The organism is Pedobacter sp. R20-19, from assembly GCF_000708265.2.
Lineage (GTDB): Bacteria > Bacteroidota > Bacteroidia > Sphingobacteriales > Sphingobacteriaceae > Pedobacter.
Map to the genome: position 1 here is coordinate 1 of NZ_JCKI01000010.1, position 21,612 is coordinate 21,612.

The 21,612-nt window shown below is 36.6% G+C and carries 19 protein-coding genes; 11 read left to right on the forward strand and 8 right to left on the reverse strand.

Annotated features, from left to right (window positions below; translation table 11 throughout):
• Positions 1–193 precede the first annotated feature (193 nt).
• The 4 genes from AN34_RS20410 to AN34_RS20425 form a co-directional block, all read right to left on the reverse strand.
• Positions 194–616 carry a hypothetical protein gene (locus tag AN34_RS20410; protein WP_029288762.1) on the reverse strand — a complete coding sequence of 141 codons (423 nt, stop codon included), beginning with the start codon at positions 614–616 and terminating at the stop codon, positions 194–196.
• Between the two features lie 185 nt (positions 617–801).
• Positions 802–1,137 (reverse strand): gliding motility protein GldC, encoded by a 336-nt coding sequence (gene gldC / locus AN34_RS20415; RefSeq protein ID WP_029288764.1) that lies wholly within the window; start codon positions 1,135–1,137, stop codon positions 802–804.
• A gap of 106 nt (positions 1,138–1,243) precedes the next feature.
• Positions 1,244–1,516 (reverse strand): hypothetical protein, encoded by a 273-nt coding sequence (locus tag AN34_RS20420; protein ID WP_029288765.1) that lies wholly within the window; start codon positions 1,514–1,516, stop codon positions 1,244–1,246.
• A gap of 5 nt (positions 1,517–1,521) precedes the next feature.
• Complete coding sequence (locus tag AN34_RS20425; protein ID WP_029288766.1) at positions 1,522–2,868, reverse strand: DEAD/DEAH box helicase; 1,347 nt, start codon at positions 2,866–2,868, stop codon at positions 1,522–1,524.
• A 228-nt stretch (positions 2,869–3,096) separates the two neighbouring features.
• On the opposite strand from AN34_RS20425, the gene AN34_RS20430 reads away from it, so the two are divergent.
• The 4 genes from AN34_RS20430 to AN34_RS20445 are packed head-to-tail and all read left to right on the forward strand — an operon-like array spanning position 3,097 to position 6,002.
• Positions 3,097–4,431 (forward strand): dihydroorotase, encoded by a 1,335-nt coding sequence (locus tag AN34_RS20430; RefSeq protein ID WP_029288767.1) that lies wholly within the window; start codon positions 3,097–3,099, stop codon positions 4,429–4,431.
• 33 nt (positions 4,432–4,464) lie between these two features.
• The gene (locus AN34_RS20435; protein WP_029288768.1) at positions 4,465–4,662 is read left to right on the forward strand and encodes a DUF2683 family protein; all 198 of its coding nucleotides are present in this window, start codon (positions 4,465–4,467) and stop codon (positions 4,660–4,662) included.
• A 3-nt stretch (positions 4,663–4,665) separates the two neighbouring features.
• Complete coding sequence (locus tag AN34_RS20440) at positions 4,666–4,926, forward strand: Txe/YoeB family addiction module toxin (protein WP_029288769.1); 261 nt, start codon at positions 4,666–4,668, stop codon at positions 4,924–4,926.
• Positions 4,926–6,002 carry a DUF3810 domain-containing protein gene (locus AN34_RS20445; protein WP_029288770.1) on the forward strand — a complete coding sequence of 359 codons (1,077 nt, stop codon included), beginning with the start codon at positions 4,926–4,928 and terminating at the stop codon, positions 6,000–6,002. The genes AN34_RS20440 and AN34_RS20445 overlap by 1 nt, the downstream gene beginning before the upstream one ends.
• Positions 6,003–6,057: 55 nt before the next feature.
• On the opposite strand, the gene AN34_RS20450 is transcribed toward AN34_RS20445, so the two are convergent.
• A complete protein-coding gene (locus AN34_RS20450; protein ID WP_029288772.1) occupies positions 6,058–6,639 on the reverse strand; it encodes a tRNA-(ms[2]io[6]A)-hydroxylase in 582 nt (193 codons plus the stop codon).
• Between the two features lie 159 nt (positions 6,640–6,798).
• Here AN34_RS20450 and AN34_RS20455 point away from each other — a divergent pair, with 159 nt between their 5' ends.
• The 3 genes from AN34_RS20455 to AN34_RS20465 all read left to right on the forward strand — a co-directional run bounded on the left by AN34_RS20455 (position 6,799) and on the right by AN34_RS20465 (position 11,854).
• Positions 6,799–8,022: a glycosyltransferase gene (locus AN34_RS20455; protein ID WP_029288774.1), complete on the forward strand. Its 1,224-nt coding sequence runs from the start codon at positions 6,799–6,801 to the stop codon at positions 8,020–8,022.
• Positions 8,023–8,223: 201 nt separating this feature from the next.
• Positions 8,224–10,704: a TonB-dependent receptor gene (locus tag AN34_RS20460; protein ID WP_082468485.1), complete on the forward strand. Its 2,481-nt coding sequence runs from the start codon at positions 8,224–8,226 to the stop codon at positions 10,702–10,704.
• Positions 10,705–10,708: 4 nt separating this feature from the next.
• Entirely contained in the window at positions 10,709–11,854 is a 1,146-nt protein-coding gene (locus AN34_RS20465) for a PepSY domain-containing protein (RefSeq protein ID WP_029288778.1), read from the forward strand.
• Positions 11,855–11,899: 45 nt separating this feature from the next.
• Here the strand turns inward: AN34_RS20465 and AN34_RS20470 are convergent, their stop codons facing one another.
• Positions 11,900–14,632, reverse strand: a complete 2,733-nt coding sequence (locus AN34_RS20470) for a TonB-dependent receptor domain-containing protein (protein WP_029288780.1) — start codon at positions 14,630–14,632, stop codon at positions 11,900–11,902.
• A 261-nt stretch (positions 14,633–14,893) separates the two neighbouring features.
• Between AN34_RS20470 and hscA the strand changes: the two genes are divergently transcribed.
• The 4 genes from hscA (at position 14,894) to AN34_RS20490 (ending at position 20,066) form a co-directional block, all read left to right on the forward strand.
• Entirely contained in the window at positions 14,894–16,750 is a 1,857-nt protein-coding gene (gene hscA, locus AN34_RS20475) for a Fe-S protein assembly chaperone HscA (protein ID WP_029288782.1), read from the forward strand.
• 58 nt (positions 16,751–16,808) lie between these two features.
• Positions 16,809–17,840, forward strand: a complete 1,032-nt coding sequence (locus tag AN34_RS20480) for an Atu2307/SP_0267 family LLM class monooxygenase (RefSeq protein WP_029288784.1) — start codon at positions 16,809–16,811, stop codon at positions 17,838–17,840.
• 111 nt (positions 17,841–17,951) lie between these two features.
• On the forward strand, positions 17,952–19,073 hold the full coding sequence (locus AN34_RS20485; RefSeq protein WP_051666768.1) for a suppressor of fused domain protein: 1,122 nt from the start codon (positions 17,952–17,954) through the stop codon (positions 19,071–19,073).
• 36 nt (positions 19,074–19,109) lie between these two features.
• Entirely contained in the window at positions 19,110–20,066 is a 957-nt protein-coding gene (locus tag AN34_RS20490) for a zinc dependent phospholipase C family protein (RefSeq protein ID WP_029288788.1), read from the forward strand.
• 46 nt (positions 20,067–20,112) lie between these two features.
• Here AN34_RS20490 and AN34_RS20495 read toward each other — a convergent pair whose 3' ends face one another.
• Positions 20,113–20,796, reverse strand: coding sequence for a DedA family protein (locus AN34_RS20495; RefSeq protein WP_036677761.1), 684 nt, complete (start codon positions 20,794–20,796; stop codon positions 20,113–20,115).
• Between the two features lie 67 nt (positions 20,797–20,863).
• Entirely contained in the window at positions 20,864–21,517 is a 654-nt protein-coding gene (locus AN34_RS20500; protein WP_157263374.1) for a DUF4397 domain-containing protein, read from the reverse strand.
• Positions 21,518–21,612: the final 95 nt, after the last annotated feature.

Genomic DNA, 21,612 nt, shown 5'->3' on the forward strand with positions numbered 1-21,612 from the left:
AATCGGACAGACCAAATGATAAAGCAGCAAACTTTTGTTATGACTCTTGTGAATATGATCACTCATAAACAAAAATACTTATTTTATCACCCAACCCGATGAAAACTCTTTGTTTTCAAACTTTCAGCTGTGACCGCCGAAGCAGAGCTTCGGGGTATTTTTTGAATAAAAAATTATAATTTAATAAAGAAACTTATTTTAATAAATCAGGATTGCTTGTTGCAATAATCTTATCGCCACGTTTGGTACTAAAAAGCATAAATAAAACACCAACCAGTAGCACAATCCATCCCCATTGGAAATGAACAACTTTACCAATTAATTTATTGGCAAAGCCATATTTTGTATAATTATTAGCTGTGAAATAAACTGCTACCAAAGCCAATACATACCAGATAGCCATAACTAAACTCATGAACCTAAATGCTCCAGCCTTCCTGATAAAAAGAAAAAGTACTGAAATAACAAGAATGGCATAGGTGATTAGAAACAAACGGGCATCAGATTGATACAGATTCCAGTTTCCTTTTATTGGCACTTTTAACATTGGGCAAAACCCTGCAATAAGACAAAGTAAAACACCTACAAAGGCTCTGAATTTATTTAATATTAACATGATAAAAATGATTTCCTGCGATTTGATTACAGAGATATAAAGAATACACAGATATTTTTAAATTGTTTGGATGTTTTTTTTGGTTAACTTGTCTGGCATTTTAACCTAACCGCCTAACCGCCTAACCGCCTAACCGCCTAACCGCCTAACCGCCTAACCGCCTAACCGCCTAACCGCCTAACCGCCTACTGTCCTTCCACAATTCCCATCTTCTCCGCAAAGTGTGCACAGTAATCACGTAAATCTTCTACAATTAGTGTTTCATTAGTGGCCTTCAAAAAGCTATCGCCCATGGTTTGTAAGGTTTCGTAGAAGAAACGTTTCATCTCATCAACAGGCATATCCTTAGTCCAAAGATCAATTTTTAAAGTGTTTTTATAGTTATGATCCCAAACGGATAAGAACATTGCTTTTGCTGGTACTTTATCTGCATTTCCCGAATCTGTACTTTCCCAAAGGATGTTATCTGGGTTATTGGCTTCGTCTAATTCAACTGTTAATTTAATTTCTGCTGTCTTCATACAATGATTGTGGAGATTCCAAGGTTTTAATTTATGGCTCAAAGATGCTGATTTTTTAACTTGATTATACTGTTGAAAAGCCAGCAAAAATATTTTTACGGTTTAATTACGCGATCCTTTGGATGATTAGCATTAACACTGCGGTAATGACTATAAAAATTGATTCTACCATCCAGATTTTTTTTAAATCTTTAAGTGTAAAACGAAAGATCAAATCAGTGATGAAAGTGACCAGAATTAAACATCCGAGTATCAACAGATAAAAACCACTCCAATCTACATGTCTTGGCGCATGATCCTTCGGACTTAAAATAGTAAAGGCCGCCAATCCTAATCCAATAGCGCCAATAATATTAAGGGGCGTAATCCTCAGCTTCATATTCCCTACTTTTTCTTATCGAAACGTTTACCTTTTTTAAATGATTTTACTTCTTTTCCTGCTTTTGCCTTGGCCTTTTCACGAACCTTCTTTTCTATGGCGGCAGCATGCTTTTTCTCATGGAAAGCGCCTTTAAAATCAGGGTCTTCTTTACGCTTCTGCATATCAATTTCCTTGGCAATTTGCTGGCGTTCCTCATAAGGCGTTTCATCAATGTACACTCCTTCCGGAATTTCAGCAACAGGAATATATTGGCGAATTAATTTTTCAATTTTACGGATATAATATTTTTCCGCATCAGTAGCGAAGGTAATGGCATCTCCTTTCGCAAAAGCCCTACCTGTCCGCCCGATTCTATGTACGTAATCTTCAATAATAATCGGAACATCAAAGTTAATCACATGGCTCACGTCACTCACATCAATTCCTCTACTGGCAACATCTGTGGCAACAAGCACCCGGATATTCCCTTCTTTAAAACTATTGATAGAATTAATACGGGTATTTTGCCCCTTATTAGCATGAATTACACGAACATTTTGTGCACCATATCTACGCTCAATAAAACTGAAAATATTATCAGCAACCGTTTTTGTTTTGCAAAAAATAATCAGGCGTGAAAAAGCCTCATCATTTTTTAACAAATGCTGCAATAAATTTATTTTCGTTTTAAAATTCGGAACATAATATAATGCCTGTGTTACATTAGCCGCAGGTGTAGCCTGTGCTGAAGCTTCAATAACCAATGGATTATTTAAAAAATCACCTGCAATTTTCTGCACCAATTCGCTCATCGTTGCAGAGAAAAGCAAATTTTGGCGTTTGCGAGGTACAATTTCCAATATCCTATGAATAGAGCCAATAAAGCCCATATCCATCATTTTATCTGCTTCATCCAGTACCAGAAATTTTAAACTTTGTGTATTAATGTCTCCTGCAAGATATAAATCCAAGAATCTTCCCGGCGTAGCAATCAGAATATCAATCCCTTTTGCAATCTCTTCTTTTTGTGTTTTCGGACCAATTCCACCAAAAATCACCAACGAACGCAAATCTGTATAAGTAGAAAATAATTTTACCTGCTCTGCAATTTGCATGGCCAACTCCCGAGTAGGTGATAAAATCAAAGCCCGTGGATTATCGCCCTGAGCATATTTCAATTGCATTAGAATAGGCAAAACAAAGGCTGCCGTTTTACCTGTACCAGTTTCTGCAATCCCAAAAATATCCTGTCCGGATAACACCGGAGCAATTGCTTTTTCCTGTATCGGTGTGGCAACAGTATAACCTGCATCGGCAACTGCATTTAAAATTTGCCTGTTTAACTTAAATTCTTCGAACGATTTTGCCATAGCGCACAAAGATAGTGATTAAGGTTGAGGGTTTGAAGGCGTAAGTTTTAAACTCATTCATAAATCCAAAGTCTACTTTAGGGGATTTAGGGGTAAAGCAATTTCAGTAATTCCTCAACTATGGTGGTCCTGCTATTCGCTTTACTTCGTTACACTTGTGCTTAAATCTATTTGTTACTTCTCAAATCTCGTATCTAACTTCTCAAATCTATTTTTACCTTTGAACCCATGAATGCTTATCTGATAAAAGCGGCTACAATCGTAAACGAAGGACAAAAAATTGTTGCTGATGTATTAATTAAAGATGGTCTTATTACCAAGATTGGTCAAAATTTAGAGGCACCAAATGCTAAAGAAATTAACGCTGAAGGACAATTTCTCTTACCAGGAATGATTGATGATCAGGTTCATTTCCGTGAGCCAGGCTTAACACATAAGGCAGATATATTTACAGAGAGTATGGCTGCCGTTGCAGGAGGCATTACGTCTTTCATGGAGATGCCAAATACGGTTCCCAATACGTTAACACAAAAATTACTGGCTGATAAATATGCTATTGCCGCGGAAACTTCTTTAGCCAACTATTCGTTTTACATGGGTGCCAGTAACGATAATATAGATCAGGTCTTAAAAACCGACCCTAAAAGTGTTTGTGGCATTAAAGTTTTCATGGGTTCATCAACCGGGAATATGCTGTTAGATAATGAAAAGACTTTAGAAAATATTTTTAGTCAGGCCCCTATTTTAGTGGCCACACACTGTGAGGATGAAGCAACCATCCGCCAAAATTTATCAGAATTTAAGGCAAAATACGGTGATGATTTAACCATAGATATGCATCCACTGATTCGCAGTGCAGAAGCTTGTTATAAATCTTCATCTTTAGCTGTGGAATTGGCAAAACGCTACCAAACACGTTTACATATTCTTCACATTTCAACAGCTAAAGAAATAGCCTTATTTGACAATACCATTCCATTAAAAGATAAAAAAATAACAGCAGAAGCCTGTATTCATCACCTTTTGTTTAACGATCTAGATTATGCAACAAAAGGTAATTTCATTAAGTGGAATCCTGCTGTAAAAACTGTGGATGACCAAAAAGGAGTGCTGCAGGGTGTTCTAAATAACAATATCGACGTTATTGCTACTGATCATGCACCACACACGCTGGAAGAAAAACAGTTGCCTTATGTTCAGGCGCCATCTGGCGGACCATTGGTTCAGCATGCATTGCCCGCGCTGTTGGAAATGCACTTGCAGGGCAAAATTTCTTTGGAAAAAATCGTGGAGAAAACTGCCCACAACCTTGCCATCTGTTTTGATATTGAAAAGCGGGGGTTCATCCGCGAAGGTTACTGGGCTGATTTGGTGTTGGTAGATTTAAAAGATTCATGGAAAGTGACAAAGCTTAATAATTTTTATAAATGTGGCTGGAGTCCGTTTGATGGCGATACTTTCCAGGCCAGCATCACACATACTTTTGTATCGGGTAATCTGGCATATCAGAAAGGTAAATTCACAACAGATCAGATCGGTAAGCGATTGACTTTTGAGAGATAGATTTGTTATATTTGTTTATTAAGCAACATCAAAATGGAAACTTTAACATTACATCCTAAAAACAAGGAACAACTCAATGCGTTGAAAGCATTTGCTAAAGCTTTAAAAATTGATTTTAAAACAGAAAAGAGCTCCTATAATCCGGAATTTGTTGCTAAAATAAAAAGAGGTCAGGAGCAAATAAAAGCTGGTAAGGGTATTAAAATTGCTATTGAAGATTTGTGGAAATAGAAGATGGAAATTCAATATGTTGATGACTCTTTATTAGATATCAAATTTTGGAAGAAATCTGGCAATAAAGTCATACAAAAGAAAATTGAACAATTAATACTAGCAATTCTTGAAGACCCATTTAATGGAATAGGAAAACCAGAAGCGCTAAAACATGAATTTTCTGGAAAATGGTCGAGAAGAATTAACGAAAAACATAGGATTATATATGAAGTTACAGAAGATGTTATTTATATATATTCTTTAAAAGGCCATTACAAATAATGACCTCAATAAAAAAAACAGCTTTTAAAGCTATCGCTATATTCAGCATAGCGCTGCTAATCTTCCTCTTTGGCTTATTCCCTGCCCAAGTTAATAAATATTATTCAATAGGCATCTATCCTTATATTTCTTCGTTATTAAGATTTATCTCCTCAATTTTTCCTTTTGCTATTGGCGATATTGTTTATGCCTTACTAATTGGTTTTGTGCTTTACAAAATCATCATATTTTTCAAAAAAAGAAATGCTTTAAAAAGAGCACATAGAATTATCGTTCCGTTGCAAATTTTAAACTTCTTCTTAATTCTCTACATCGTCTTTAAAATTGTTTGGGGTTTAAATTATAGCCGACCAAGTGTGAGTGAAGCATTAGGCATTGGAAATGAAAAATATAGTGTAAAAGAATTGGTTTTATTAGGTGATTACTTTGTAAAAAAGACCAATGATTTAAAACTGAAACAAACCAAAATTCCAGCTTACTCCATCGATGCCCTAGAAATTAATTCTGCGAAAGCTTATGAATTAATGGAGCGGAAAAATTCTTTATTTGGTTACTCAAACCCTTGTTTAAAAGCGGTTTTAAATCCATGGATGATTAGCAAAGCAGGTATTGAGGGGTATTATGCGCCATTAACAGGTGAGGCCAACATGAACATGAATCTACCAGATTTCGTTAAGCCTTATGTTTCATGCCATGAAATTGCACATCAATTGGGGATTTCTTATGAAGACGAGGCTAATCTTTTAGGTTATTTAACGGCTAGTAATAGTCCAGATGTGAATTATCAATATTCGGCAAATTATGAAATGCTGAGGTATATCTTATTTGAAATCAGAATGAAATCACCTGATGATTATCTGCAACTTCATGATCAGTTATCTCCCGCAGTTCTGGCCGACTTTAAAATCGAAAAAGAATTTTGGCGTAAATATAACGGACAAATGTTCGGATACATGGATGCCACTTTCGATCGCTTTTTAAAACTTAATAATCAGAAAAAAGGAATCGACAGCTATCAGGATATTGTGATTTGGCTGTGGAATATACACAAGATTGAGTTGAAAGTTAAAGGTTAAAAGTCTAATAGCCTAAACTTATAACTTTTAACATATAACCTGTAACTTTCAACTGTTACCCATGTATCGCCTCTTTCTTACCGAAACTCTGAATCAACTCGCCTTCAAAATCCAGCCATTCTTTCCAGCGTTTATCTACATCAACATCGGTACTGTATTTACGGGCGAAGTTTAAAAATGTAGTGTAATGACCAGCTTCAGATACCATCAATTCATGGTAAAACTTAGCCAGTTCTATATCTTTAATATTTAATGAAAGTACACGAAAACGTTCGCAACTTCTCGCTTCAATCATTGCGGCAAATAAAAGCCTGTCGATAAAGGCCTGATTGCGGCTTCCATCTTTTTTACTAAACTTGACCAAACGGCCCACATAATCATCTTTTCTTTCGCGGCTTAAAGTATAGCCTCTTTGCTTAATGATTTCGATAACCATTTGAAAATGCTGCATTTCTTCTATTGCAATAGCCGTTAATTCATCAACCAAATCCTGGTGTTCTGAATTTTGAGTAATTAGCGTAATGGCATTTGATGCTGCTTTTTGTTCGCACCAGGCATGATCAGATAAAATCTCTTCTAAGTTTGATTCCGCAATATTTGCCCAACGTGGGTCAGTCAATAATTTTAATCCTAGCATGTGGTGATGTGATTGAGTTGCAAAATTAAGAATATTTAACATACGTTTAATATCTCCTGCAGATTTAGAGGATAAACGCAGATTTATCCTCTAAATCTGCGAAAATCACTTTTATCTGCCCGAGCAAAAAAAAAGAACTTATTTTGCAGGTATAAAAATATGAATGCAAAAAAGTTATTGATTATTGGATTAGTCTGGCCAGAGCCCAATTCATCGGCAGCTGGAACGAGAATGGTCCAACTGGTTGATTTATTCTCAAGCAAAGGCTATCAAATTACTTTTGCATCAGCCGCTACCAAAAGTGACTTTAGCTACGATTTCTCTATGACAGGTGTTATCGAGCAGGAAATAAAATTGAATGACGAAAGCTTCAATTCGTTTTTAAAATCGCTAGATCCACAAATCGTGATGTTCGATCGGTTTATGGTTGAGGAACAATATGGATGGAGGGTTCAAAATGAATGTCCGGATGCATTGAGGATTTTAGATACTGAAGATTTACATTGCCTGCGAAGTGCTCGTCAGCAAAGCAGTAAAAAACAAACCGAAATCGATTTATTTTCTGACACGGCAAAACGTGAAATAGCTGCTATTTTAAGGTGTGATATATCCCTAATCATTTCAGAAGTCGAAATGGAAATTTTGAAAAAGAAATTTAAAATTGATACTTCCCTCTTATACTACCTGCCTTTTTTAGAACAAGAACTCACGGCAGAAATTATATCAAAATGGATTCCGTTTGAAGATCGCTCAGATTTTGTATTCATTGGAAATTTCTTGCATGAGCCCAACTGGCACACAGTCCAAGTTTTAAAAACTACGATCTGGCCAGCTTTAAGTAAAAAACTTCCTGGGGTAAATTTAAATATCTATGGTGCTTATGCCACACAAAAAGTGCTGCAACTGGAAAATAAAAAAGAAAGATTCTTTATAAAGGGCCGGGCCAAAAATGCGCAACAAACCATTGCAAAACATAAAATTCTACTTGCGCCTATTCAATTTGGCGCAGGAGTGAAAGGAAAATTTATTGATGCTATGCTTACCGGAACGCCATCGGCTACCACCACCGTTGGCGCCGAGGCAATGAAAGGTACGCTGGATTGGAGCGGCTTTATCGCAGATGAAATGGATGTTTTTATAGATAAAGCAATTATACTTTATCAAGATCAAATAACATGGCTTAATGCACAACAAAATGGCATTGAAATCATTAATAAAAGATATGCTGCTTTGCATTTCGCTGATGATTTTATAGCTATAATGGAAAATTTAAACTTAACTGAACATCGAAACATTAATTTTATCGGTCAGATTTTGAACCATCATACGGCCCAAAGTACCAAGTACATGTCTTTGTGGATTGAAGAAAAAAACAAAAAATAGTTCAATACTGGGAAACCATGCTGTAAATACATTGTAAAAAATCATTATGCAACCTGTTCTCTCCACTTCACACCTGTCTTATCTAACCACTCTTACAGTACCCAACTTCAAATTATTTTTCTTCTGTTTGTAACATTTCAGAAATATATTTTAGATTTGCGCATTATTTAAAATTAGTCTAAATAAAACCAAACAAATCCGATGTATAATTTCTACAAAAAAATATCATTTCTGATCATTTTTATGGGCGTTTATGCCCTGGCTTCTGCCCAAGAACAGATGACTGTTAATGGTAAAGTAACTGACGAATCTGGTGATGCTATCCCTGGGGTTAATGTATATACAGAGAATGGCAGCGAAAAAACCACCACTAATCATCAGGGAAATTTCAGTTTATCAGTACCAAAGGCCACTTTAACAATTAAATTCAGCTATGTAGGCTATATTACTGCTAGCAGAAATATCAACCTGAATAGGGAAAAAGTTACGATAAACATCAGTCTTTCACCTACTAAATCAGATTTACAGCAAGTTGAAATTACCGGTCGAAAAGAGAAAACCTACAAAAATACGGCTACTTTCATTGGTAGCAAATCCGAAATTCTGTTGAAGGATTTGCCACAATCAGTATCTTATGCAAGTAAGGAACTGATAGCAGATCAAGGTGCCGTACGCGTAGGTGAAGTGGTAAAAAACTTCAGCGGTGTTAATCAGTTTACTTTTTATGATGATATTACCATCCGTGGCTTTAGAATAAACGGCGGCAGCAATACCCAGTTAATTAATGGCATGCGCACCAGCACTGGTTTTTGGAAACAGCCCTTAGCCAATTACCTGGAACGTGTAGAAGTTTTAAAAGGCCCATCATCAGCACTCTATGGCAATGCAAGCCCGGGAGGTGTAATTAACCGGGTAACTAAAAAACCTTTGGCAGAAACACGTAAATCGCTAAGCCTTTCTATGGGAAGTTATAATACTTTCCGTGCATTGGGTGATGTTACAGGCCCCGCAAATAAAGACAGTACACTACTTTACCGCTTAAATTTTGGTTATGAAGATGCCAACTCTTTCCGCGATATGCAATTCGACAAGAACCTGGTTATTGCCCCATCGCTTACTTTTCTTCCATCAAAAAATACCAGTTTAAATTTTGATCTGGTTTATAATGATTCTAAGAGCCGTTTAGATCGTGGTCAATCGGTATTTGGAAATGGGAACCTTTACTCCACTCCACAGTCAACTTCTTTAAATACAGGAAATGACCACTTAAATGAAAAAACGTATAATGTTTCACTTTCTTTGAATCACCGCTTCAGTGAAAACCTCAACTTTACGGCTTCTTATATGAAGACTGGATACAGCGAAGATTTGTACGAACATAGAAGTGCCAATACCTATGCTTTAGATGCTACTGGAAAAGCAGTTGATAACCTAATTGCCATGCAAATTTTTAACCGCATCCGTAAAAGGTATATTGATAACTTTTCTGGCTTTATTAATTATAAACTCAAAACCGGAAAAATTGAACAAACCATTGTAGCCGGATATGATTATGCGAGTGAAAAACTTCCGGTGGGTGCCTCACAACTTACGGCGACTAACTATCGCAATGCAGCAAATACTGGTGCCATTAGCTTTGTGAAATCAGAATACGATAAAGACCCTACCAATTATATCAAACGGTTTCTTGTGGTGAACAATTTACTGGTACCGAATGTGCCATCATTCAACCTAAACGACGTTATGGGATCACAACGCATGCAGGATGATAGTAAAAACTTTTTTACCCAGGCCGCATATGATCCAACTTATTATTTCTTAAATGCAGGTTATGTTCAGGATAATATCAAATTTGGAAAATTACAAGCTTTGCTGGGATTACGATACGAATATTATACTGATTATTCAAACTACCTTAAGCCTACGCAAGCTACGGCAAACTCTAAAGCTTTATTGCCAAGATTTGGCCTGGTTTACTCTGCCACTACAAACATTAATCTTTACGGAACCTATGTAATGGGCTACACACCACAAACGGCTTCTGCTATTTCCAATCCTAATGCCGGCGGACCATTTGATCCATTAAAAAGTAATATGATAGAATTTGGTGCTAAAACCAGTTGGCTTGATGAACGCCTGACTGCATCAGCAGCCATCTATCAAATTAAACAAAAGAATGTACTTTATAATGCGAATGTGGTAGGACAGCCTGATCTTTTACGCTCAGTTGGCGAAGAACGCTCAAGAGGTATTGAGTTTGATATTATTGGCCGCATTATTCCTCAACTTAGTATCCTGGCCTCTTATTCTTATAACGAAGCATCTATCACAGATAGCCCGGTAGCATCAGAGATTGGCAGGCAAAAGCCTAATGCGCCACACCATACCGCAAATATCTGGGCAAAATACAGCATCACAAGCGGTATATTAAAAGGTCTAGGTATTGGTGGTGGTTCAAACTGTGTAGACTCTAGAATCCTATCGATAGATGCAACCCAAACCATTCCAAGTTATACTTTATTTAATGCTGCATTTTATTATAATGTGGGTAAGGTACAAGTGCAGTTTAATATGAATAATATTACCAATAAAGTGCACTGGGTTGGTGGATATGATTATTTAAGACTTTTCCCAGGTACGCCATCTAATTATTTATTCACTTTGGGTTATACTTTCAATTAGAATTTTGAAAAAATTAAAAAAGACTGCCGCTTTAATACACTTGTGGCTTGGCCTAATTAGTGGTGTGATCATTACTATTGTGGCCATCACTGGCTGTATATATGTTTTCGAAGAGGAGTTATTTAATTTTTTCCATCAGGATATAGTTTATACAAAGGCAACGGGTAAACCCTTGCCTTTGTATATTTTAGAAGAAAAGGCTCAAAAAGCACTTCCTGTTAATGAGAAATTTAACCGTGTAGAAGTTAAATCAGATCAATACACTTATGTTTTTTCAGCCGCTAAAGGCAATAAAAAATCTAAATCCATTTTCTATCTTGATCAGGTAGCCTACAGTAAAGATGTATATATCGATCAGTTTAATGGTAAAGTTCTCGGCGTCATCAATCTTAAATATGAATTTTTCAGCATAGTAAGACTCATTCATCAATATCTGCTATTTAAAAAGCCCATTGGAAGTTTTATCGTCGGTTCTTCTGTCCTTATGTTTTTCCTAATTATTATTACAGGATTTATCATCTGGCTTCCTAAAAAGTTAAAAACCATCAGGCAACGCTTGACGATTAAGTGGAACGCAAAGTTTAAACGGCTTAACTGGGACTTGCACAGTACGTTCGGTTTTTATGTGATTCCCTTTGCCCTGGTGATTGTAGTCACAGGCCTGGTATGGTCATTTAAATGGTGGGAATTGGGAATTTATAAATCCTTGGGTACAACTAAAAAGCCAAATCTTTTAAAAGAATACGTACCATATCCGGGTGAACATAAAACAAGATCGGCTAGTAATCTTGCTTTAAATACCCTGATCAAATTAAACGAAGGAAATTACAAAACGATCATGTTGAATTATCCTGAAGAAGAAAAAACAAGTATGATGGCTACCGTTCAGATGATTAAATCAGGAGATGCCTGGCGGGGATTAAATTATTTTTACTTCAATCCAAACACAGGTATACTTACTGATGAAATGTTACATCAAAATAAGCCGTTGGGCTTAAAATGGCGCAATTCAAATCTCGACATCCATGATGGAGGCTTATTTGGCTGGCCCACCAAAATACTGGCATTTTTGGCAGCGTTAATTATTGCAACCTTACCCACTACCGGATTTTTGATTTGGTGGGGGAAAAAGAAAAAAAGGGGCTTCTGATTTGATCAAAAGCCCCTTCAACATTGATGTTTTCTTTCTTTCTTTTTAAAAATTAAAAGCGAGTTTGGTAAATAATCTACGTCCATTAAAACCCATTTGAACAGCATCCCACGCACCACCTGTCTCACCATCATAAGCCGACAATTTAGCCCCTTGAACATAGCCATAATCTGGGTGAACATTAAATACATTATCTACACCAAAAAATATGGTCATCCTTTTTGACACTTTGTAAGAACCATAAAGATCGGTAACCATTTTACCTGAATAATTAAATTGCTCCAATACGGTTGTCGCCGGATCATTATCTAGTGCAACCAATGGTGGGTAAGTATTTTCATAGCCATAACCCAAAATAGAAATTTTACCATAGTATAAAAAGTGCGTTCCAACCATCCAATTGCCAAAACCATAATCTAAATTTAAGCCCAATTTCACAGGAGGAGCAGATGCTTTAATGTAAGCTTGTTCCCGATCACTAAAAAATGCCTGTTGATTTTCATAAGAACCATTTAACGCATTTGGAATATTAATTTTATCAATATTTAAGTGATTTAAGTTTCCGGTAAATAAAACCCTGATACTTTTATCATCAAATCGCTTGGTATAATCTACCACCAAATCCAAACCATAATTCGTAGTATTTACTGCATTTGCAAAGAACTGTGCCTGTGCTACATTCAATTGATTAAGTATGGGTTTTAAAGCTGGTATACTTTCATCAAACTGACCTGATAATACCACCCTATCTTTAATATTGATGCGATAACCATCCAGGGTAACGTTAATCTCCGGTATAGGTTTCCATGAAAATCCTAAACTTGCATTCACAGATTTCTCCTGTTTTAAATCAGGAATTCCGGCCGCTTTGGTAATTGGACTGTAGTTTGGCGCAATTTTAACTTCAAAAACATTACCCCCTTGTACATTTGTAAAGGTATTGCTAAAATTAATTTGCTGTAGCGATGGTGCCCTGAAACCAGTACTTACAGATCCTCGGATATTAAAATTGTTGGTCAACTTGTAACGGGTGGCAAATTTGTAATTACTGGTAAAGCCAAAATCATTGTAATTTTCTGCCCTCACCGCAACACCAATCAACCATTTATCAGTAGCATCTAATTCTGCATCAACATAAGCGGCAACGTTAGATCGGCTTGCATCAACTTCATCACCTGGCTGATAACCCGGAAAGCCTTGTGCGCCGGTAGCCTTATTAGGATTATAGTTTGCATAGGAATCTTTTTCACCTGCATAGATTTGATAATTTTCATATCGATGTTCCAGGCCAAATGCTAAATTTAATCCTGATGCAACGTCTGGTATTGATTTACTTAAATTAAAATTAACCGTGTTTTGCAAAAATGAAAATCCTCCATCATCAAAATGAGTTTTACCCGCACCCAAAGAAGCATTAAAAGTTTGATCACCATAAAAATGAAAGTTATTACGTCCCAATGTATTGCTTAAATCCCAATTCCAGTCTTTACCCCAAACGCCTTTTACTCCTGCTGCAAAAGACAGATCCTGGATTTTAGTCTGAATGATCGGATCAAAATAAGTTTCTCCATCTATTGTAGTTTGTAAAATTGGATTTCCAGTAACTCCATCAGGAAAACGCTCCGGTCTGTCTGATAAATTTCTAGTGTAAGCATAGGCATCGGAGGCCTTTATATTACCACCACCAAAAGAATAAATAACTGTTTTGGTGTGTGCAATGGGCAATTCCATATTATACATCAAACCTCCTGAAGTTACCGACCCATCTCCCGTTGATCTTCTTACCGTATTAATGGGCAAGCCATCTTTCGTACTTAAATCTGTATTCAGGTTTTGCCTGAATGTTTTACCATTGGCGAAAAAATTTCCCGAAAAATTAATAAAACCATTATTTTTCCCGAGCGCTACACCATAATTAGTACCTAATGAAAATGCATTGCCATCTATTGCGCCACCATGGCGATACTGACCAAGTTCTTTAGCATAATAAGTATTATTTCTTGGATCATAATAACCTGAGTAACCGGTATTGACACTTAAAACACCAACATCTTTCTTTAAGATCAGGTTAATTACACCTGCAATGGCATCCGATCCGTATTGTGCAGAGGCTCCGTCTCTTAAAATCTCTACACGATCTATTGAGGATTCTGGAATGGCATTTAAATCCGTTCCTGAATTTCCCCTGCCCCGAGTTCCAAATACGGCAACAAAGGCCGTTTGGTGACGGCGTTTACCATTAACCAAAACCAAAGTCTGATCCGGTCCTAAACCCCTAAGCGTTGCTAAATCTATTTGATCGGCACCATCTGATCCGCTTTGTTTATTAAAATTGAAAGATGGAGAAGCGGCATTTAAAATAGAGGTTAAATCCATTTTTGCTGTAGGCATGTTAACCTGGTTAATTTTAATTACATCAACAGGAACCGGTGTTAACATAGAAGAGCGAGCTTTACCACGTGTTCCAACCACCACGAAATCGCCGAGGTTTTGAGAACCTTCAGCCAGTGTAATTGATGAAGCCATTGCCGCAGCAACTTCTTTGGTTTCATAACCAATGGCACTAATCACCAATGTGGCCTGATTAGAAACTGAAATTTGAAAATCTCCGTTTTGATCTGTAATTGCACCCTTTCCAGTTCCTTTTTCTTTAACAGAAGCGGCAATAATTCCTTCTCCTTTAACAGTCACAACCTTCCCCTTAACCAAATTTTGAGCTAAGGTGGTAATAGGGAGCATAAAAGCCCACATTAAAACATAAAGTAATCGTTTTTTCATATTTATTTTGTTAGATATAAGCAATATAAATTAAAAAACATTTATTTGAACGAAAAATCAATTAATAAAATAGGAAAAAATCAACCTAATAAACGTATTCTTCACAATTAAGCATAAAAAAGTATATTTAATTTAGCAGTTTTGAGACTTTTTTTTGTATGGTTAACATTTAAAAACATTCGAGAAAATTGGTGTGGCAGATGTATTCTTGCTAACAAATGAATGACATAACCTTTATTTAAAAAGCATATTTTTGTTGCTATGGCGAAAATATCAATCAACCTTGCTACAGGTTCATTTCAAAAGGAAGAAATCATAGTCGGAATCGATTTAGGCACAACCAATAGTTTGGTAGCTTTCATCAATCCTGATAAAAATCCACAAGTTATAAACGATGCTGGAAAAGGACTATTGGTACCATCTGTGGTTTATTTTAACAGCCAGAATGAGGCTATTGTAGGTAACGAAGCGAAAGAATATTTAACGACCGATCCAGCCAACACTATATTTTCAGTTAAAAGATTGCTAGGCCGCTCCTATAAAGATGTTGCTGAACATGCTGCTATTTTCTCCTATAAAATTATTGATGATGATAGCGATGCTTTGGTGAAAATTCATGCAGGTGATCGTTTTTATACCCCTATCGAACTATCGGCCGAAATTTTAAAAGAGCTTAAAGCCAGAGCAGAACATGCTTTAAAAACACCTGTTAACCGGGCCGTGATTACTGTTCCTGCATACTTTAACGATAGTCAGCGCCAAGCCACCCGCGATGCAGGAAAACTTGCTGGCCTGGATGTGATGCGCATTGTAAATGAACCCACTGCAGCTAGTTTGGCTTATGGGATTGGATTAGATCCATCTCAACAAAAAACTATAGCAGTTTACGATTTGGGTGGAGGAACTTTTGATGTTTCTATTCTCCAGATTCAGAATGGAATTTTTGAGGTTTTATCCACCAATGGAAACACTTATTTAGGTGGCGATGATTTTGATAACGCTATTTTAAACCATTGGATAGAGAAAAATAATTTAGATATCAAGGTCCTATCAGAAGATAATATTCTGATGCAAACCTTGCGCTTACAAGCCGAAGCAGCGAAAAAAGCATTGTCTGCCCAAAATTTATACAATGAAAAAGTTGGCGAAATCTGGTGCACACTAGATAAGCAAACTTTTGAAAACTTGATTGCATCAAAAGTGGAAGAAACCATCACCGCTTGTAAAAATGCTTTAAAAGATGCAGAACTTACGGCTAGTGATATTGATGAGGTGATTTTAGTTGGTGGCTCCACCCGTACTCCATTTGTAAAACAACAGGTAGAAAATTTCTTTGGCAAAACCCCGCAAGACAATATTAATCCGGATGAAGTGGTCGCATTGGGCGCAGCCATTCAGGCTGATGTATTGGCCGGAAACCGTTCTGATATTCTCTTGTTGGATGTAACACCCCTATCTTTAGGCATTGAAACCATGGGTGGATTAATGGATGTGATTATTGCCCGCAACAGTAAAGTTCCAACTAAAGCAGGTCGCCAGTACACCACATCTATTGACGGACAGGTAAACATGAAAATCTCCGTTTATCAGGGCGAACGGGATCTGGTAAAAGAAAACCGTAAATTGGCTGAATTTGATTTAAAAGGCATTCCGGCGATGCCTGCAGGATTACCTAAAGTTGATATTAACTTTCTATTGAACGCAGATGGGATATTAACTGTTCAGGCGATTGAATTACGTTCTGGTGTGAAACAGGAAATTGAAATCACGCCAAGTTATGGTTTAAGTGATGACACTGTAGAGAAAATGTTGATTGATAGCATCACCCATGCCAAAAGCGACGTGGAACAGCGTATGCTTATTGAGGCGCGTAGTGAAGGTGAACAACTATTATATACCGCAGAACGGTTTATTGAGAAACATGCCGAACATTTAACAGCTGAAGAAATTTCAGCAACTAAAGTTCATATCGAAGACTTGAAAACTGCTTTAGCCAGTGCAGATAAAGATACTATTCTTAAAAAGGCTGATGACTTAAATGAATTTACCCGTCCATTTGCAGAGCGTGTGATGGATGCAGCGATTTCTACCGCAATGAAGGGCAAGAAAATAGAATAATATTTTGAAACCTATAAAGTCTTTAAGATCTTATAGGTTTGTAATAAATTTTAGCATTATGGAATTAGGTATTGGTATGTTCGGTGATTTGCAAATTAATGCAAAAGGAGAAGTTCAACCCGCACAACAAAGGCTTCAGGAAATTATAGAAGAAATTAAATTGATGGACCAGGTTGGTCTTGATTTTTATGGTATTGGTGAGCACCATCGCCCTGATTATGCGGTTTCCAGTCCGGAGATTATTTTAGCTGCAGCAGCTACAGTCACTAAAAATATCAAATTAAGCAGTGCAGTTTCTGTTTTAAGTTCTTCAGATCCTGTTAAATTATACCAGAATTTTGCAACTATAGATTTAATTTCAAACGGCAGGGCTGAGCTCATGGCAGGTCGTGGAAGTTTCATAGAGTCATTCCCTTTATTTGGTTACGATCTTCAGGATTACGATGAACTTTACGAAGAAAAACTCGAATTACTCTTAAAGATTAATAGCACTCCAAAAATTAATTGGAATGGAAAATTCAGAGCAGGATTGGTCAATCAGGAGATCCTTCCCAGGGCAGTAAATGATCATCTTAAAATCTGGGTTGCTGTTGGTGGAACGCCACAATCTGTAGAACGCGCCGGTAGATTAGGCTTACCCGTAATGTTTGCAATCATTGGTGGTCAACCAAATCAATTTAAGCCACTTTTCGACTACTACAAAAAGGTTTATCAGGCTTATGGACATGACATGGCTAAGTTTGAAGTTGGCGTACACATGCATTCCTTATTCGGAGAAAATAGCCAGGAAATATCAGATTATTATTACCCATTATATTCAGCTCAAATGAACAGGATTGGAAAAACCCGTGGCTGGGCCCCATTCCAAAGAAATCAGTTTGAAGCTGGCAGGAGCCCTGATGGCGCTTTAATTATTGGTGATGTAAATGAATCCGTTGATAAAATTTTAGCCATGGAAGAAACGTTTGGCTTAACCCGTTTCTCAGCACATATGGATGTCGGTGGCCCATCTCATGCAGCCATGATGAAATCTATAGAGATCTTCGGAAATCAAATTGCACCTGCTGTTAGAAAAGCCTTACAGAAATAAATCAGAACAGTTGATGCATATCGTGAAAAGGTCTTGCTTTAAATCTTAATCGCTTTGATTATTGCGCTTTTAAACCGGTTTATTTCAAATGTTAAAAATTAAGATGATCAAATGAGTTTTTTAAAAAAATTATTTTCCTCTGATTCTCCAAAAAGAGAAGAGCCAGTAGTACTCTTAGAATTGAGAAGTCCGAATTGTCCGATTACTGCTATTGTTGAGCAGGATAATCAGGTTGCTTATTTTTATTTGTGGGGCGATGAAGATTCCGATTTCGGGGTTAAAGCATGCTGGATCAGAAATCTGGATGAAGCACCAATAGATACAGATTTAAAACAAATGGAGGAAGGTGTTCCACCCATGTTAAGCAAAGCATACTGCAAGTTTCCGGAAGGACAAATGCCTTTAAAGATAGACGATTTAGAAATTGTTTGGTTTGAAGAAGGAGACGCCGCAGCTTTACTGGAAAAGGGAGAAGTTATAGCCATCATTCCATCATGGGCAGGTATTAATGGTTTTTCGGGTTATGCCAGAGATTGTGCTGGAGAAGGAGAATATTGTTGGGAACTTCAATCTTCTAATATTTTGTTAGGAAGAATTGCAAAGGCAAAAGAATACTGGCAATTGTGGGATCAGGAAATTAATCCATTTCAAATTATTCAACCTCAATTGCTTCAACAGTATGAAAATAATTTAGGTAATAGCGATCAATATTTTGCTATAGATGGCAATGAATGGCCACCACGAGGCTTATTCTTGAAGAAAGGAGAAGTGAAGGATGTATTTGTAACCGTAGGCCTATCACTACTACCTATGCCGGGTGTAGAAATGTATAGTGAACATCCTAACGAGATTAACAGAATCGAATTGGGCCTACTCCTAGACTCAGGTTTACCTCAGGAAGAACTTAACCTGATTGGAAGTTGGATCAGCGGACAGGCGAGCATTCCATGGAAAAGAATCTCCTGGTTTGGGAACGGACATACCATTACATTTAATATTCTGAGCAATACCAAAATTACATCCGTCGTACTGGTAAAGCATTTAAATCATTTACCAGATATAGAACTTGATGATTACCGGGATAGTCAAGTAAATATTTTATGGATGATCCCCATTACTGAAAATGAAAGAAATTACATTATGGATAATGGATTTGAGTTATTCAGCGAAAAATTAAATAATATAGGGTCAGAAATTTTCAATATCCATCGAAATGAAATTGATTTAAATTAAGAATAATTACCAGCGATATTTTTTTTATATTAGGGTATGAAAAGATTAACGATAATACTGGCGTTAATCATCCCTTTTTTTCTATGTACGTCCTGGGGCTTCTTTGCGCACCAAAGAATCAACAACCTTGCAGTTTTCACCTTGCCTTCAGGCATGATTGGTTTTTATAAAAAAAATCTCAAATATATAACTGAGCATGCCGTAGATCCTGATAAGCGCAGATATGCCGATACGCTGGAAGCACCCCGGCACTACCTTGATGTAGAAAATTATGAGCCTTGGGTAGATAGTATTCCGGAAAAATGGAACGATGCACTGGCCAGATACGGATCAAAGGCCTTGCATTCAAACGGAATTCTTCCCTGGCAAATTCAGCGAACCTATTATAGCTTAATTAAAGCTTTTAAAACAAGGGATTCTATTAAAATCCTCAAATATTCTGCAGACTTAGGTCACTACATTGGCGATGCTCATGTACCTTTACATACCACTTCTAATCATAACGGACAACTCACTCATCAGATTGGAATTCATGCCTTTTGGGAAAGCCGCTTGCCTGAATTATTTTCAACTAACTATAATTTCATTGTGGGTAAAGCCAGCTATATTGAAAATCCATTGAAAGAAGCCTGGAAGATAATCAGGCATACACACAGTTTGGTAGATACTGTTTTAACATTTGAGGCAAAACTTAACGCTTCATTTCCCTCAGATAAAAAGTACAGTTTTTCTGAGCGGAACAATGTAGTTTTAAAACAGTATTCTAGCCTGTATTCAAAAACCTATCATGATCAAATGAACCATATGATAGAAAAACAGATGCGTTCGGCCATATTGGAAATCGGAAACTTTTGGTTTTCTGCGTGGGTAGATGCCGGCCAGCCTGAGTTAAAGAATCTAATTAAGATTGAACTTGAACCAGAGATAAAAGAAGAGGAATCAGATGCAGAAAGGAAATATCAGCAAGGTTTAATTATTGGAAGAGAAATTTAGTTTAAACAGCAGCGGCGAGAAAATTCTCGCCGCTGCTGTTTTTAATTTATTTTTTATCCTCTCCTTCAATAATCTCTTCGATTTTCTTTGGTTGAAGCCTGCTTTTAACAGCAGCCCATATTGCAGGCACGAAAGTAACTACTGCGATAAACACAATAACAAGTTCAAAATTATTTTTAATGACTGGAATCTGTCCCAATACATAACCACCCAATAGTAGGGCGACAATCCATGCTACACCACCAATGATGTTAAAGTAGGTAAACCGGCCAAATGGCATTTTAGCAATTCCTGCTACAAAAGGTGCAATAGTTCTGAAAATTGGCAAAAAGCGACTAAAAATAATGGCTTTACCTCCATGTTTTTCAAAAAACTCATGAGATTGTTCGTAATACTTTAATTTAAGAATTTTATTCTTTTCTTTAAATACGCCAGCTCCTAATACGCTTCCGAGTTTAAAGTTTACAGTATTTCCTAAAATAGCAGCTACAATTAATATCACTAACATTAACCAAATGCTTAGTCCTGTTTCATGTTCGCCAGCAATTAATGCCCCCATTGCAAAAAGCAAGGAATCGCCAGGTAAAAATGGTAAAACAACTAAACCCGTTTCGGCGAAAATGATCAGAAATAGAATTAAGTAAGTCCAGGTTTGATAATCGTTAACGATTTGTGCCAGATGAACGTCTATATGAAGTATGAAATCCAGAAGTTGATGTAGTAAGTCCAATATATCTAATTTTGGGCAAAAGTATGAATATGAAAATGATTAACGAGCGATAACTGAATTTAATTTATTAGTTGTTTGCAACTAAACGTTTTTGTAAATCCCCTACCTTCGAACCATCAATTAATACGGTATAAATTTTTCCATTTAATAATGTCGTCGAATCCAGAACGGTAACAACAGGCTTAGGATTTGTAGGAGTTACACTCGTGATAGTGAACGAAATCTTCGTTGATTTATTTACCTTAATTTTGCGGGTAAATTTTTCACCATAAGCCAGGCTAAATGGCGAAAAAGCTTTACCTGTATCTGTTACCAAAACTGGCGAACCCAGTGTATAACCTAGGTTTAAAAATACCAGTTTTGTACTATCAGTACCAATTTTAACATCATCTTCCATAAACATCAAACTTGATGGCGATGAAGCTTTATCTTTGGTAAGAAAAACTGAATAATTTTTACCAATTGACAATTGCTGGTTATCCAGACTAGCCAGATCAGACGTAGAAGCTAAAATTCTCGAACTAATTTTATAAGATGAATCTCCGGGCTCTACAATATAGCTGCTATTTGTACCATAAGTAGTTGATGATCCCAACTGCCGGCCGTTAAGGAAAAAATTTTGAGTGGTATCTAGAATAGAAGCTTGAAATATCCTGATTTTTGCATCACCCTTAATAAAATTATCATTTTTTATACAGGAACTAATACAAATTGTTGCCAAGGATAAAAGAAACAATTTAGGAAATAGGAAAAATTTATTCTTCATAAACAGGTATAACTCAATTAAAACGTAAAGATAAGAGAAAGCATATAAAA